The sequence below is a fragment of the Amycolatopsis sp. cmx-11-51 genome, from assembly GCF_047608665.1.
Classification (GTDB): domain Bacteria; phylum Actinomycetota; class Actinomycetes; order Mycobacteriales; family Pseudonocardiaceae; genus Amycolatopsis.
In genome coordinates this window covers 589,519-604,287 of record NZ_JADNQO010000004.1, presented here as the reverse complement: position 1 = coordinate 604,287, position 14,769 = coordinate 589,519, and the positions used below count along the sequence as shown (strand labels likewise).

Here is a 14,769-nt window from a genome sequence, read left to right as displayed (position 1 = left end):
GGAGAGGCCCGACCGCTCGGCTTGGCGCTGAGCGGCGCTTTGGTCCGCGATGCGTCCCCGGGCAAACCTGGTTGAACACACTCCGAGGCCATGACACCCTACCGACAACTGATAGGGGCATTCTCGTGGAAGCACTGCTACGGCCTACTTGCAGGAGCTGTTCTTGACCGTCGAGACAACCCCTGCGATCGACGCCGCACTGGCGAGGTGTCTGGTCGATACACAGTTCCCTCAGTGGGCCGAGTTGCCACTGCTTCAGTTCGCCCCGGCAGGCTCGGACCATGTGATCTACCGGCTGGGCGAGGAACTGTCCGTTCGGCTCCCTCGCCACGCCGGCGCGATCACGCAGGCGAGAAAAGAAGCAAAGTGGCTGCCTCGCCTCGCCCCGCACCTGCCCCTGGCCGTCCCCGAACCGGTGGAGGTGGGAGAACCGGACTTCGGCTATCCGTGGCCATGGGCGGTGTCGCGCTGGCTGGACGGTGAGGTGGCGACCGTCGATGCCCTGTCCGGCTCGCACGACGCCGCCGGTGCGCTGGCCGAGTTCCTGACCGCACTTCACCGGTTGGACTCCGAAACGACCGAGGACCTCACCGGTCAGCCGCTGGCCACACGGGACAAGGCGACGCGATCCGCCATCACGAAAGTTGAAGACTCGTTCGACACCGCGGTGATGGGCGAGTTATGGGACGCCGCGCTCGCTGCCCCCGGTTGGGATCGTCCACCGGTCTGGTTCCACGGCGACTTCCACACCGGCAACCTGTTGATGACCAAGGGTCGCCTCAGCGCGGTCATCGACTTCGGTGAGCTTGGAACGGGCGACCCGGCCCGCGACCTGATCATTGCCTTCACCCTCATGTCGCCTGACACGCGAGCCACCTTCCGCGCCGCGCTCGATGTGGACGATGCCACCTGGACCCGTGGTCGCGGCTGGGCCCTGGCCACCGGTTTGAACGCTTACATTTCCTACGCCGCCATCAACCCGCGTGTTGCCGCACAGACCACCCGCCAAATCACGCAGGCCCTCGCGGGCTGAACATCTCTGGCGAGCCCATGAGATCAGGATATCCGCGAACAGACCATCTTCGACTATCTCGCCCTGATCGTACCGGCACTGGTCCGCCCATTGGTATATCCGTGCGTTCACGAGAATGATCGGTAAGCGGCAAGAGTGGTCGTTGATAAGAAATGACAATGATTGCCCGTCGACGCATGGCGGCCGGAAAGTGCAATGGTCAGCGGGGCAAAATTGAGACATCGATCCTGTTGCGGGATGCGGCGTTTCATGGCCTGCACGGGTGAGGTTGGGTCGCTTTCGGCACTGTGACCTGCGGTTTGTCATCTTCAGTGGTGGAATCCGTGGGTGATGGTGACCCGTTCGGTTTCCTCGTTGCGCCAACCGTAATTTCGTGTCTTCGGGGGCGGGCCGATAGCTTCGAATTCATGGAGTGGAACTTTCAGACGGCCGAGAAACTCGTTGCCGCGTTGCGTGCCGGTGATGTGACCTCGACGGAACTGACCGACGAAGTGATTTCCGGTATCGAGCGTGACGACAAGGCGATCAACGCGATCTGTGTGCCGGACTTCGACCGAGCGCGGGCCGCCGCGCGCCGCGCCGATCAGGCACGCGCGCGTGGTGAGGACCGGCCGCTGCTCGGCATTCCGGTGACAGTCAAAGAGTGTTACAACATCGCCGGACTGCCGACGACCTGGGGCATGCCGCCGCACCGGAACTTCATGCCCGCCGAGGACGCGGTACAGGGGTCGCGGCTCAAAGCCGCGGGCGCGGTGGTGCTCGGTAAGACCAATGTGCCGTTGGGGCTGCAGGATATCCAAAGCTTCAACGACATCTACGGCACCACCAACAACCCGTGGGAGCACGGCCGCACGGCGGGTGGATCCTCCGGCGGGTCGGCGGCGGCATTGGCGTCCGGGTTCGGCGCGCTGTCCATCGGCTCCGACATCGCCGGTTCACTGCGCACCCCCGCGCATTTCTGCGGCGTATACGCGCACAAGCCGACACTCGGGCTGGTGGCGAACCGCGGCATGGTCGCGCCACCCGAGCCGGCGTTGCCGGTCGAACTCGACCTCGCCGTCGTCGGTCCGATGGCACGCACCGCCCACGACCTCACGCTCCTGCTCGACGTCATGGCCGGGCCGGACCCGCTGACGCTCGGCGTCGCCTACGACGTGACGCTGCCACCCGCGCGCCACGAGCGGCTCCGCGATTTCCGGGTCTTGGTCCTCGACGAGCATCCGCTCCTCCCGACCGGGTCCGCCGTGCGGGCGGGCGTGAACCGGGTGGCCGCCGCGCTCGCCGACGGCGGCGCCCACGTCGAACGGCACAGTCCGCTGCTGCCCGACCTGGCCGAAGCCGCGACGCTCTACACGCAGTTGCTGATCTCGGGCTCCGTCGCACGTTTCCCCATCGAATCGCACGCGCAGCTGCGGATCCGCGCCGCCGGACTGAACTCGGACGATCAGAGTCTCGACGCCGTGCGGCTGCGCGCCATGGTGTTCAGCCACCATGACTGGATCGAGGCGAACAACCGCCGCGAACTCCACCGCCACGGCTGGCGCCAGCTGTTCACCGAGTTCGACGCCGTGGTGTGCCCGATCACGCCGACACCCGCGTTCCCGCATGACCACAATCCCAATCCGCTGGAACGGCGTATCGACATCGACGGCGTCGAATACCCGTACTTCGACCAGCTCGTCTGGGCAGGTCTGGCCACCATGCCCGGCCTGCCTGCCACCGCCATACCCGCGGGCCGGTCCCCCGAAGGCCTGCCGGTCGGAGTGCAGCTCATCGGCCCGATGTTCGAGGACCGCACCCCGCTGCGGCTGGCTGAACTCCTCGAACAGAAGATCGGCGGCTTCCAGCCACCGAAGTAGGGCGCACCGGCCGGGACAGACGTCGCCGAGAACTCCGATCCCTGGCCGACACGCGCGCCTCGTTCGGAATCCGCAGGCGGGTTATGGGTGCTCGCCCGCTGGGGATCTCGCTATCCAGAATCGGTCCTCGTCGTTGACTCGACCATCCGGGAAGCCGCCGTTGGCCAGGATGACCCGGCGCGGCCCGAGCCGTCAGGATCCGCGTTCCGTGCCCTTGGCCCCGCCACGGGTTCGCGACGCTGTAGCCAATGTGGCCGCCCGAGGCGACCGGCTCCGGCGTGAGTTCGTGGCTGCTCGGCAACGACCTGGCGGAAGTCGGCGGCGGCGCGATCGAGTAATTCGGTCGAGCCGCCGTCGGTGCCACGGTGGTGTCGTGTCGCCGAAGAAGTGCGCGTATTCCCGGATGACGAAGGGTTGGTAGCCCGCGAGGTCTTCGGCGAGGTCCCGGATCGCGGAGAGGTCGGGCGGGTGTGAGCAGACGGTACCCGCGCGCCCGCCTGGGTAGATGCCGAACTTCACCCTTCGGTCCTCCTGTGCCCGTCGGGTCGCGTTCCCGACCAGTCGATGTCGTGTGATCGGATCCGCGAAGTCAGCTTCCTGATCCAACCGGTTTCGGTGGCGATGATGGTGCGCCAGTAGGCGACCTCGAGCATGTGCACCTCGGCCACGCCGTCGGGTTCTTCTTGCAGGGTGACGAGTTCTTGGTCGAGCCGGTCAGCGCGAGCGTCCAGAATGGACAACGCGTGATCGGCGGGAAGTGCCCCGGCGTAGGCGACGGCCAAGGTGAAATCCACGGAGGCGACCTGGCTCTTACGCAGTCCCGCCTCGATCTTCCCGCGGAAATCCGCCATACCTGCTTCGGTCAATTCGAAGGCCGTGCGCGGCGGCCGGTTGCCCACCCGCTCCGGGACGCGGGAGGCGACCATCCCGGTCCGCGTCAGCGCCTTCAGCAGGGACGTGACGGTGCTGCGGGTGACCGGCAGGTGCCCGTATCGCTCACGCAGGCGCGAGGTCAGTTCGTAAGCGTGCGAGGGCTGCTCGACGAGGAATCCGAGCAGCGGCAGCACCAGGCTGTTCTGTGAAGCGTCCAAGGGCACCGGCTCAATCATAGACGTATACGTCCAAGTGCAAGGCGGTCGGACCAGGCCCGGAGCACCTCGGAGCACGAGAGGTTTCGGCCATCGAGCGAACTATCGCCGTTTTGACGGATTTCGGCCCGCTAGAGGATCTCGTACATTTCGGCACTGCATGGAAATCCATTTCGCATTGACGTTCGGCCGTTCACCCGAATTTCGAAGCGGATCGGAATTCGTCATTCATATGACCTAATTCCATCGAACTGGGCTGTTCAAGCGCATGTCATTGTGTGATGCCGCCGGGTTATGACCCCGAGGGATCTGCCTTCCGGTCTTTCGTACGGATGGAGGTACCCGCCAAAAGTTTCTCGCACTACTTTTCAATGCTGTGACGCCGCCGCGCGGCGACTGAGTCCAACGCTTGGGAAGGCTCTGGCAGGCAAGCACTTCTGTGGCAGTGTGGTCGCTTCGCATACCCGGCCAGGTCGGCGATCTATTAAGGAAAATGGTGAATCGTACCCAAGGTCTCGATGTCGGTTTGGTTCCACCCTCTCGGTCGACGCGAAGCGAGAAACTGGTCATACGAAAATATGGGGGCTCGTCGCTGGCCACGCCGCGAATGGTGAGCGAGGTGGCTGCCGACGTGGCCACGCTCGTCGAAGCGGGGAACCGGGTGATCCTGGTCGTGTCGGCCATGGGCGATACCACCGACCGGCTGATCGCGCTGGCCGGAGAATTCGGCGAGCCACCGGTTCCTCGAGAGCTCGACCAGTTGATGGCGACGGGCGAACAGGTCTCCGCGGCGGTGCTCGCCTTGGCACTGGCCGAGCGTGGCGTCAAGGCCGTGTCACTGACCGGTGACCAGGCGGGGATCGAGGTGAGCGGCGAACCGGGAGCGGGAACGATCGCGCGGGTCGACCCCGCGAGGATCATCGCGCGGCTGCGCGACGAACAGGTCGTCGTGGTCGCCGGGTTCCAGGGACGGGACGCGAACGGCGAGCTGCTGACGCTGGGCAGAGGCGGTTCCGACACCACTGCGGTGGCGCTCGCGGCCGCGCTCGGCGGTTCCGAGTGCGAGATCTGCACCGACGTCCACGGTGTCCGCACCGCCGACCCCCGGATAGTGCCGGACACCCGGCCGGTCAGGACGATTTCCTACGACGCCATGGTCGAGCTCGCCGGTCTCGGTGCCCGCGTGCTGCACCCCAGATCCGTGGAGCTCGCCCGCCGTCATGGGGTGGCGGTGCGCGTGAAGCATTCTTCGAGTCCTGGACCTTCCACCGTCGTCACGGCGGCGGAATCGTCCCTGGAGGACGCCACTCGTGTCATCGGCATCGCACATGATCGCGACGTGCGGCTGGTAAGGGTCGAGGTTTCGGCCTCCGACGCGGACCATTACGCCCGCGTACTCACGATTCTCGCCCGGTGCGGGGTGAAGCCGGACAACCTGAGCTGGCCCGATCCCGGCGAACTGCGGTTCACCGTGCGGGGTTCGGAGCCGCTCAATGAACCGATCGCCGAGCTCGCGATGAAGCTGGGCGCCCGTTCCACGGTTCTCGAGGACCTCGGCTCGGTCTCCGTGGTCGGTACGGCGCTGCTGGATCCGCCCGGCTGCCTGCCCGAGTTGCTGCGGGTCCTCGCCGACCACCGCGTCACGGTGCCGGCGATGACGACCTCGCAGTCGCGGCTCACCGTCGTGATTCCCGTCGAGGCTGTCGACACCACCGTCCGGGCGCTGCACGACTCGTTCGGCTTGGCGGAGGACCGGACATGAGCCCGTACGGACAGCCTGCCGGCCTGTTCACCACCGACAGCCTGGTCCTGACGTGCGACGGGTACGAACAGCGGATCCGGTGGAGCAGCGGTCAGCGGCTGGAACAGTTGTACGAGGGGCTCTGCGATCGCTTGCGCGCAGAAGGTCTCGGTGATCGCCTCGCGGTGGACGCGGCGGGCACGAAACTCACGTTCGCCGGGTTGGACGAGCAGGCCAATCGCCTCGCCCGTCATTTGCGAGGGCACGGGGTGCGGCCCGGTGACCGGATCGGGTTGCTGTTCGACGAACCGGTGCATCCCTATGTCGCGATGCTGGCCGTCCTCAAGATCAACGCGGCGTATGTGCCGCTGGACACGGGTTTTCCGGACGAGCGGCTGGGCTACATCGTCCGGGACGCCGGTGTCCGGCTGGTGGTGACGATCTCGGGGCTGCGTGACCGCTTCGAGCCGGGCAGTGTCGCTCTGCTCTGTCTCGACGAGGACGAAGACCGGATCGCCGCCTTGCCGGGTGACCGGCTCAGCGCGGCCGAGAAGGGCGTCCCGGCAGACGAACTCTGCTATGTCGTCTACACGTCCGGTTCGACCGGGCAGCCCAAAGGCGTGACGATCGACCACGCCTCGATCTGCAACTTCGTCCGGGTCGCCGCCGACGTCTACGGCATCCACGGCACCGATCGGGTCTACCAGGGGATGACGATCGCGTTCGACTTCTCGGTCGAGGAGATCTGGGTCCCGCTGCTGTCCGGCGCGACCCTCGTGCCGAAACCCGGTGGCACGAGTCTCGTGGGCCACGAACTGCACGAATTCCTGCGGGACAACGGCGTAACCGCGTTGTGCTGCGTCCCGACCCTGCTGGCCAGCCTCGACGAGGACCTGCCGCGTCTGCGGTTCCTCCTGGTCTCCGGTGAGGCCTGCCCCGAAGACCTCGTCCGTCGCTGGTATCGGCCGGACCGGCGGTTCCTCAACGTCTACGGCCCGACCGAGGCGACGGTCACCGCGACCTGGGCAGTGCTGCGACCGGACCAGCCGGTGACCATCGGCGTCCCGCTGCCCACCTACTCGGTCGTCATCCTCGATCCCGACGAGCCGCGGGCGCTGGCCGCGGGCGAACTGGGGGAAATCGGTATCGCCGGGGTCGGGCTCGCCGGTGGCTACCTGAACCGTCCCGACCTGACCGAGCGCGCGTTCATCCCGGATTTCGTCGGCATCGGGCACAACCCGTCCCACCGCATCTACCGCACCGGTGACCTGGGCCGGATCACCCCGGAAGGGGAGATCGAGTACCACGGCCGCGCCGATACGCAGGTGAAGATCCGCGGTTACCGCGTCGAACTCACGGAGATCGAATCGGTCCTGCTGCGGATCCCCGGAATCGCGCAGGCGGTGGTCGACACCCACCATCCGGAAGCCGGTAGAACCGAACTGGTCGCCTACTACAGCCTGCGCCGCGACAGAGCGAGCGTCGACGCCGGTGAACTGCGGCGACGGCTGGGGGAGTTGCTTCCCGGCTACATGGTGCCCGCCTATCTCGAACAGCTCGACCACATCCCCCTGACACCGGCGGGCAAAGCCGACCGCAAACACCTCCCGGCACCGAGCAGCCCGCGAGCTGCGGCAGGCCTCACCGACTACGTGGCACCGGCCACCGAGACCGAACAGCACCTCGCGGACGCGTTGGGCCGTGTCCTCGGCGTCGAGCGGATCTCGGTGACGGGAGACGTTTTCGCCGACTACGGGGCCGACTCGCTGCTGTTGGCCAAGTTCTGCGCGCTGGTCCGGGAACGCGGCGATCTCGCGCCGTTGTCGGCGAGGGACGTGTACCTCAATCCCACTGTTCGCGGTCTCGCCGAGTCGCTTCCTTCCTCGGTCCAGTCCACGGCGGCACGGGCCGAGGAGCCATACCGCGCCGGTACCGTGTCTTATGTCCTCTGTGGACTGGTTCAGCTCCTGGCGTTCCTCGCCTATGCCGCCGGCTCCGGCTGGCTCCTGGACAGGGGTTTCGCCTGGATCACCGCGGCGACCGGACTCGTCGACGGCTATGCGCGCGCGGTCGGGCTCGGGCTCATCGTCTTCGCCGTCCTCTCCACGGTGCCGATCCTGGCGAAGTGGGTGCTCGTCGGACGGTGGAAACCGGGGGAGATCCCGCTCTGGAGTCCCGGCTATCTGCGCTTCTGGACGGTCAAGACGTTGATCAGGTTCAGTCCGCTGATGCTGTTCATCGGCACGCCGTTGTATTCCTTCTACTTGCGGGCACTCGGCGCGGACATCGGCAAGGGCGCCGTGATCCTGTCCAGGAACCCGCCGGTCTGCACCGATCTGCTCAGCGTCGGTGCCGGGGCGGTCGTCCGGAAGGACGCGTTCTTCCCGTGTTACCGCGCCAGGGCGGGCCGGATCCAGACCGGCAGGGTCACCCTCGGCGAGAACGCGTTCGTCGGTGAGATGACCGTGCTCGACATCGGCACCACGATCGGCGACGACGCACAGCTCGGCCACTCGTCGTCACTGAACGCCGGGCAGACCGTGCCCGACGGCGAACGCTGGCACGGATCGCCCGCCCGCCCCTCCACAGTGGACTACCGGGCGCTGGGAACTGTCGCCCGCGGCAGGCTCAGGCCGTTCGCCTTCTGCGTGTCCAGCCTATTGGTCCTGCTGCTGCTGACGCTTCCCGTGACCTTGGGTGGTGCGGACTTGCTTGCCGATCGCTGGTTCACGACGGCGGTGGACTTCACGAGCTGGGCGTTCTACCGCGGCCAGCTCGCCAATTCCGCCCTGCTGTACTTCGGGGCGTTGCTCGCCGGGCTGGCGGTCGTCCTCACGATCCCGCGCCTGCTCAACCGGTTCCTCGAGCCGGACAGGGTCTACCCGCTCTACGGCAGGCACTTCGCTATCCAGCGGGTGATCGCGCGGCTGACCAACCTGCGCTCGTTCACCTATTTGTTCGGTGACAGCAGCTACATCGTGCATTACCTGCGCCTGCTGGGGTACGACCTGTCGAAGGTCGAGCAGACCGGATCCAACTTCGGGGTCGAACTCAGGCACGAGACGCCGTTCCTCAGCACGGTGGGCACCGGGACGATGGTCTCGGACGGCCTTTCGCTGTTCAACGCGGACTTCTCCGCTTCGTCGTTCCGCCTGCGCCGGACCTCCGTCCCGCCGCAGGCGTTCCTGGGCAACGAGATCGGCTATCCGCCCGACGCGCGCGTGGGCCGGAACTGCCTGCTGGCCACCAAGGTCCTGGTTCCCCTGGACGGCCCGGTCCGGGAGAACGTCGGCCTGCTCGGGTCTCCCGCGTTCGAAATCCCCAGGACCGTCCGCCGTGACACCGGGTTCGAGCACCTCGGCAAAGGAGACGCGTTGCGCCGTGGCATGAGGGCGAAGAACCGGCACAACACCGGCACCATGTTCGTCTACCTGCTGGTGCACTGGCTTCAGCTGCTCGGCGTGATGCTGATCGGGACGACCGCCGGTGCCCTGCACGATCGGTTCGGTGCCCTCGCGGTCGGCGGTGGGATCGTGGCCACGCTGCTGTTCTCGGTGTCGTTCCTCGTACTGGCCGAACTCTGCGTGCAGGGTTTCCGCGCTTTGCGGCCGCGGTTCTGTTCGATCTACGATCCCGTCTTCTGGCGGCACGAACGGTTCTGGAAGCTCAGCCCCGGCCGCTACCTCAACCTGTTCGACGGGACGCCGTTCAAGACCCTCCTCTGGCGCTGCCTCGGGGTCCGCATCGGGCGCCGCGTCTTCGACGACGGCGCCGCCATCCCGGAAAAGTCCCTGGTGAGCATCGGCGACGATTGCGTGCTCAACCTGCACACCGTCCTGCAGGCGCATTCGCTGGAGGACGGCACGTTCAAATCCGACCACATCGTCATCGGCGCCGCGTGCACGATCGGCACCGGCGCGTTCGTCCACTACGGAGTGACGATGGAAGAGGGGGCGATCGCCGAAGCGGACGCGTTCCTGATGAAGGGCACCGCGGTCCCGGCGCGGACCCGCTGGCACGCCAATCCGGCGGTCGAACTCGACACGGCGGAAGAGATCACCGCGGCAAGGAGCCTGCCATGACCTACACCCCCACGGCGAAACCCGAGCTGGCGCCGCGGGTCGACGGCGATCTGCCAGGGCCTCGCTCGGCCGAGTACCTCGAACACCAGCGACGCTGGGAATCCAACGCGCGGGCCTACCCGCGCAACCTGCCGATCGCGATAGCCGGCGGGGAGGGCAGCTACCTGTGGGACGTGGACGGGAACGTCTTCATCGACTTCCTCGCCGGGGCGGGTGTGCTTTCCTTGGGCCACAACCATCCCGAGGTGGTGCACGCGGCCACGGAACAGCTCTACGTGCTCACCCACGGCCTGGATTTCCCGACGCCGGCCAAACGCGAGTTCATCGACGCCCAGTTGTCCATGCTGCCGCCCGGTCTGCGCTCGCGGATGCGGATGCACTTCTGCGGCCCTGGCGGGGCCAACGCGGTGGACGCCGCGATCAAACTCTGCAAAACCGCGACCGGACGTGGCGAGCTGGTGTCCTTCCAGGGCGGATTCCATGGTTCCAGCCATGCCGCGATGGCGTTGACCGGTCTCGTCGCCCAGAAACGGCCGATCGCCAACGGCGTGCCCGGTGTGCACTTCTTCCCGTACTCCTACTGCGCCCGTTGCCCCGTGGGGCTCTCCCGGGACACCTGCGCGACCAACTGCGTGGGCTTGCTGGAGCGGTCCCTGCGCGACCCCAATGGCGGGATTCCCCTGCCCGCCGCGGTAATCCTGGAGATCGTGCAGGGCGAGGGCGGGGTCATCCCGGCCGACCGCGACTTCGTCCGGCGTGTCCGCGCGCTCACGGCGGAGCTGGACATCCCGCTCGTGGTCGACGAGGTACAGACCGGCTGCGGCCGTACCGGAACGTGGTTCGCGTTCGAGCAGTACGACATCGAGCCCGACGTGATCGTCGCTTCGAAGGCGTTGAGCGGCATGGGCCTGCCGGTGGCGGTCATCTTCTACGACCAGCGACTGGACAGCTGGGCGCCCGGCGCGCACTCGGGGACGTTCCGCGGCAACCAGGCCGCGTTCGCGGCAGGCACCGCGGCCGTCCACGTCGTCCGGCGCGACGACGTGCTGGGCAATGTCCGGCACCGCGGGCACCAGCTCGAAGAGCGGCTCCGCTCCGTGCGCGACCACCCGTGGGTCCGCGAGGTCCGTGGCCTCGGCCTGATGTGGGGGATCGAGCTGGCCGACCCCCACGACGGCCGACCGGCCGTCGGCTATGCCCGCGCCGTCCAGGCGTACGCGCTGCGGCGAGGACTGATCGTCGAACTCGGCGGTCGCGACGACAGCGTGATCCGGCTGATGCCCCCGCTCACCGTGACCGCCGAGGTGGTCGAGCTCGCCGGCTCCATTCTGCTCGACGCCATCGAGCATTGTGGTCCCGTCCAGTAGTCGTCCTGTCGCGCTTTTGCTCACTCACGGAGACTGGCGGCGTTCCAGGTCCGTGAAGGCCCCCTTGAGGGACTCTGGGTCCCTCAAGGGGGCCTTCACGGACCGCGATCCTGCCCCCTGGCTATAACTCATCACTCGGTAGCGGGTCGGTGTGGTGGCGAGGTGCTCGCGGAGGGGCGCGGCTGTATCGAAACCGGTCTGCGCCGCGAAGACGATGGTAAGGGTGGTCGTTTCGAGAAGGTACCGGGTCCGGGCGAGACGTTGTGTGACAAGCCAGTTGTGGACGGTGGTCCCGGTTCGGGCGGAACGCGCGGGTGAAGGTGCTCCGGCTCATGTACGCCTGCGCGGCGAGCCGGTCGATGTTCTGCGGTCTGTCCAAATGGGACTGAGACCAGTTCAGCACCTCGGTGAGTGGGTCCTCATTCGGGGCCGGTACCGGGAATTCGATGACCTGGGCTTGACCACCGGGGCGGTGTGGCGTGGTGAAGACCGTACCGAACTCGTTCGTCGGCACTCGGCTGGGAGAACTGGTCGACGCCGCCGGATTCATGACTCACAGTTGTGTCACGTTCACCGCGCCGCTCTCGCCACGATCGGTGACCTCTATGCCGTCGTCGTCCCCTCCTCGGCGGAACTCGGCTAGGACAGTTGACGGGGAATACTCAACAAGTTATATATGAATGATGCCATATGCCGGACAAGGTCGAGCGGTGGTACTCGGTGCGGGGACGGCCGGTCTCGTGGCCGCGCGAGTCCTGTCCGAGCACTACGACGAGGTGGTCGTGGTCGAGCGTGACGAGCTTCCGGACGGGCCGGCCCATCGGCGATTCGTTCCCCAGTCGCATCACGCGCACGGCCTGCTGGGGTCCGGTCGCCGGGTACTGGCCGGCCTGTTCCCCGGCCTGTCCGCCGAATTGGACGCGGCAGGCGCGCTGACGCCGGGCTCCGGCGATCCCGCGATGGGGGACCGGTCGATCTTCCTGGTCCGCGGCGGGGCCACCATCCGGATACCCGCCTGGTGGAGTGGTGGCTTCGGTGCCAGCCGGATCCTGCTCGAGCACAATCCGGGCTCGCGTGCGGGCGTTGCCGAACGTCGTGATCCGAGACGGGGTACTCGCCGCCGGACTGCTGACCGACCGGACCCGCAGCCGGGTCACCGGGGTCCGGACCGCCGATGGCGGTCTCGGCGCCGATCTGGTCGTCGACGCGTCCGGCCGCGGCTCGCGACTGCCGGAGTGGCTCGAACGGATCGGTTACCGGCCCCCGCCGGTCTCGATCGTCCACTCCGACGTCCGGTATGCCAGCGTGGTCACCGAACCCGATCCGTCCTTCGATCCCGAGTGGCTGATCATCCTCGGTGGCCAAGGGGTATCCGGTTCGTCGGTCGGCGGTGTGGTGCTTCGCGTCGAACACGGCAGGCTGCACATCTCGTTCGGCTCGATCGGCCGGAACGCGCCGGTGCCCACCGAGATAGCGGAACTGCGTGACTTCGCCGACCGGCTGACCGCGCCGGTGGTGGCCGAGGCGCTCCGCCGGTCGACGCCGGTCGGCCCGATCCGTACCTTCCGCGTCCGCGACAACACCCGGCACCACTACGACCGAAGCCGCGAGATGCCGTCCGGCGTGGTCGTGCTCGGCGACGCCGCCAGCGCGGCGAACCCGATCTACGGCCAGGGCATGAGCGTCGCAGCACTCTCCGCGACCGCCCTCGGCCGGATGCTCATCGCCGAGGGCGGCGCATCGCGGCCGGGGTTCGAGCGCCGCGTCGCGCGCGCCGTGGCCGCGACCTCTGCCGAGGCCTGGCGCCTCGCCGTGGGGGAAGACCTCCGCTACGGCTGCCGCGCCGAAGGGGTCCGATCACCCTGGACGGCCAGGGTCGGCGCGGGCTACCGTGACCGGCTGGAACGAGCGGCGGCGCTGGACCCCGAAGTGGCGGCGGCGTTCAACGACGTGCTCAATCTTCATCGGCCGGTCTCGTCGCTCGGCGCGCCGCGGATCGCCCGGCGGGTGCTGCGCCCCTTGCGGGATCGCGATCCCGGCACCCTCTCCGCGACCGTCGCCGCCGTGCTCGGAGCCGCCTGAACCTTTCCCCGAACGAGGAGCCCCCATGTTCCAGCCGCGGTTCGTGGACGTCGACGACGTCTTGCTCCACGTCGAGACCGACGGTCCCGAAAACGGGCCCGCCGCACTGTTCCTTCACGGCTGGCCCGATCTCTGGTTCACTTTCGAGCCACAAATGACCGCGCTGGCCGGGCGGGGCTATCGGGTGCTCGCGCCGGATCAGCGTGGCTACGGCCTGTCGTCCAAGCCCGCGACGGTCGCCGACTACCGGATGCCCGAACTGGTCAAGGACATCGCGCTGCTCATCGAACGGCAGGAGGTCGCGCCGGTCCATCTGGTCGGGCACGACTGGGGCGGGGCGGTCGCCTGGATGGTGGCGATCGAACGGCCGGATCTGGTCCGATCCCTGACCATCGTCAACTGCCCGCATCCGGAGGTCTTCGCCGAAGCACTGACCCGACGACCTTCTCAGCTCCTGCGGAGCTGGTACATGGTGGCGTTCCAGATCCCCGGTCTCGCCGAGGCGATCCTCGGCGCCCGTGGTGGCGCGGTCGTCGCTTCGATGCTCAAGCACGGAGCCGTTCTGAGCCACGCCGACGTGGACCGGCACCGCGTCGTCTGGCGTCATCCAGGCGCGATCCAGCGGCCACTGTTCTGGTACCGCGCGATGTTCCGGTCAATGCTGCCGTCCCTCCGCACCACGGGTCCCAAGCCCGACCTGTCGGTCCGCGTTCCGACCCAGATCATCTGGGGACGCCGTGACGGCGCGCTCGGCAAGCATCTCGCCGAACCCAGCGCCGCCCGGTGCGAGGAGTCCGAACTGCACTGGCTCGAAACGCGGCACTGGCCACACCGCGAAGAACCTCAGCAGGTCACCGAGTTGCTCGAAACGTGGTTCGCCCGGCACGCGGACCAGGCCTGATCCGGTTGATACTCTTCCGGTCGCCGCCGGAAGGAGCCCCATGCTCAGATTCGCCCTACTGGGTTTCCTGCTGCGGCAACCGATGACGGGCTACGACCTGGCCACCGCGATCCGCGCCAGCATCCACTTCGTGTGGCCCGCCCAGCTCAGCCAGATCTACCGGACACTGGGCCAGCTCGAGGACGGCGGCCTGGTGGTGTCCGAAGTGGAGCCGCAGCAGAGCAGGCCCGACCGGCGGGTGTATTCGGCCACCGACGCCGGTCGAGAGGCCTTCGACGCCTGGCTCGGCGAACTGGTCACCGAACGGGACCCGATCCGGGTGCCGTTCCTGGTCCGGTTCTTCTTCTCCGGGTCCCGCTCCACCGAGGACACGGTAACCCAGCTCCGGGTGATGCGTGATCTCCACGTCAAGGATCGCGACAGGCTCGCCGAGGAGCTTCCTCAGCAGATCGCCGCGGCCACCGACCTCGCCGATGGTGACGAACTCGATCCCCTGATCTGGGACTCGGTCCGCCGCGCCGGCGAGATGATGGCGCAGACCTGGGTCGACTGGATCGACGAAACCATCGAACGGCTGCAACGCGCCGAAGGGCGACCTCCCCGGGCTTGACGGATT

General features: G+C 67.5%; 10 protein-coding genes. 8 read left to right on the top strand and 2 right to left on the bottom strand.

The annotated features are described in order from the left end of the window. Positions 1 to 163 precede the first annotated feature (163 nt). The gene (locus ACM6LU_RS19440; RefSeq protein ID WP_414939113.1) at positions 164 to 1,033 is read left to right on the top strand and encodes an aminoglycoside phosphotransferase family protein; all 870 of its coding nucleotides are present in this window, start codon (positions 164 to 166) and stop codon (positions 1,031 to 1,033) included. A 407-nt stretch (positions 1,034 to 1,440) separates the two neighbouring features. Continuing rightward, complete coding sequence (locus ACM6LU_RS19435; protein ID WP_414939112.1) at positions 1,441 to 2,892, top strand: amidase; 1,452 nt, start codon at positions 1,441 to 1,443, stop codon at positions 2,890 to 2,892. 515 nt (positions 2,893 to 3,407) lie between these two features. On the opposite strand, the gene ACM6LU_RS19430 is transcribed toward ACM6LU_RS19435, so the two are convergent. Next, complete coding sequence (locus ACM6LU_RS19430; RefSeq protein WP_414939111.1) at positions 3,408 to 3,989, bottom strand: PadR family transcriptional regulator; 582 nt, start codon at positions 3,987 to 3,989, stop codon at positions 3,408 to 3,410. A gap of 484 nt (positions 3,990 to 4,473) precedes the next feature. Between ACM6LU_RS19430 and ACM6LU_RS19425 the strand changes: the two genes are divergently transcribed. From ACM6LU_RS19425 to ACM6LU_RS19415, 3 genes are read left to right on the top strand one after another with little or no spacing between them, the layout of a single operon-like run. Beyond that, entirely contained in the window at positions 4,474 to 5,742 is a 1,269-nt protein-coding gene (locus ACM6LU_RS19425) for an aspartate kinase (protein WP_414939110.1), read from the top strand. Continuing rightward, entirely contained in the window at positions 5,739 to 9,803 is a 4,065-nt protein-coding gene (locus tag ACM6LU_RS19420; RefSeq protein WP_414939109.1) for a Pls/PosA family non-ribosomal peptide synthetase, read from the top strand. Before ACM6LU_RS19425 ends, ACM6LU_RS19420 begins: the two co-directional genes overlap by 4 nt. Further along, the gene (locus ACM6LU_RS19415) at positions 9,800 to 11,170 is read left to right on the top strand and encodes a diaminobutyrate--2-oxoglutarate transaminase family protein (RefSeq protein ID WP_414939108.1); all 1,371 of its coding nucleotides are present in this window, start codon (positions 9,800 to 9,802) and stop codon (positions 11,168 to 11,170) included. Before ACM6LU_RS19420 ends, ACM6LU_RS19415 begins: the two co-directional genes overlap by 4 nt. A 662-nt stretch (positions 11,171 to 11,832) precedes the next feature. Here the strand turns inward: ACM6LU_RS19415 and ACM6LU_RS19410 are convergent. Then, on the bottom strand, positions 11,833 to 12,231 hold the full coding sequence (locus ACM6LU_RS19410; protein ID WP_414939107.1) for a hypothetical protein: 399 nt from the start codon (positions 12,229 to 12,231) through the stop codon (positions 11,833 to 11,835). A 13-nt stretch (positions 12,232 to 12,244) separates the two neighbouring features. On the opposite strand from ACM6LU_RS19410, the gene ACM6LU_RS19405 reads away from it, so the two are divergent. Genes ACM6LU_RS19405 through ACM6LU_RS19395 form a run of 3 tightly spaced genes read left to right on the top strand, consistent with a single transcriptional unit; the run spans position 12,245 to position 14,763 of the window. Further along, positions 12,245 to 13,252 carry an NAD(P)/FAD-dependent oxidoreductase gene (locus tag ACM6LU_RS19405; protein WP_414939106.1) on the top strand — a complete coding sequence of 336 codons (1,008 nt, stop codon included), beginning with the start codon at positions 12,245 to 12,247 and terminating at the stop codon, positions 13,250 to 13,252. A 25-nt stretch (positions 13,253 to 13,277) separates the two neighbouring features. Next, the gene (locus ACM6LU_RS19400; RefSeq protein ID WP_414939105.1) at positions 13,278 to 14,153 is read left to right on the top strand and encodes an alpha/beta fold hydrolase; all 876 of its coding nucleotides are present in this window, start codon (positions 13,278 to 13,280) and stop codon (positions 14,151 to 14,153) included. A 40-nt stretch (positions 14,154 to 14,193) separates the two neighbouring features. Then, on the top strand, positions 14,194 to 14,763 hold the full coding sequence (locus ACM6LU_RS19395; protein ID WP_414939104.1) for a PadR family transcriptional regulator: 570 nt from the start codon (positions 14,194 to 14,196) through the stop codon (positions 14,761 to 14,763). Positions 14,764 to 14,769: the final 6 nt, after the last annotated feature.

Excerpts from the sequence above, each read along its gene's own strand:
- ACM6LU_RS19400 (WP_414939105.1), top strand. The coding sequence starts at position 13,278 with ATGTTCCAGCCGCGGTTCGTGGACGTCGACGACGTCTTGCTCCACGTC.
- ACM6LU_RS19415 (WP_414939108.1), top strand. The coding sequence starts at position 9,800 with ATGACCTACACCCCCACGGCGAAACCCGAGCTGGCGCCGCGGGTCGAC.
- ACM6LU_RS19420 (WP_414939109.1), top strand. The coding sequence starts at position 5,739 with ATGAGCCCGTACGGACAGCCTGCCGGCCTGTTCACCACCGACAGCCTG.
- ACM6LU_RS19425 (WP_414939110.1), top strand. The coding sequence starts at position 4,474 with ATGGTGAATCGTACCCAAGGTCTCGATGTCGGTTTGGTTCCACCCTCT.
- ACM6LU_RS19435 (WP_414939112.1), top strand. The coding sequence starts at position 1,441 with ATGGAGTGGAACTTTCAGACGGCCGAGAAACTCGTTGCCGCGTTGCGT.
- ACM6LU_RS19395 (WP_414939104.1), top strand. The coding sequence starts at position 14,194 with ATGCTCAGATTCGCCCTACTGGGTTTCCTGCTGCGGCAACCGATGACG.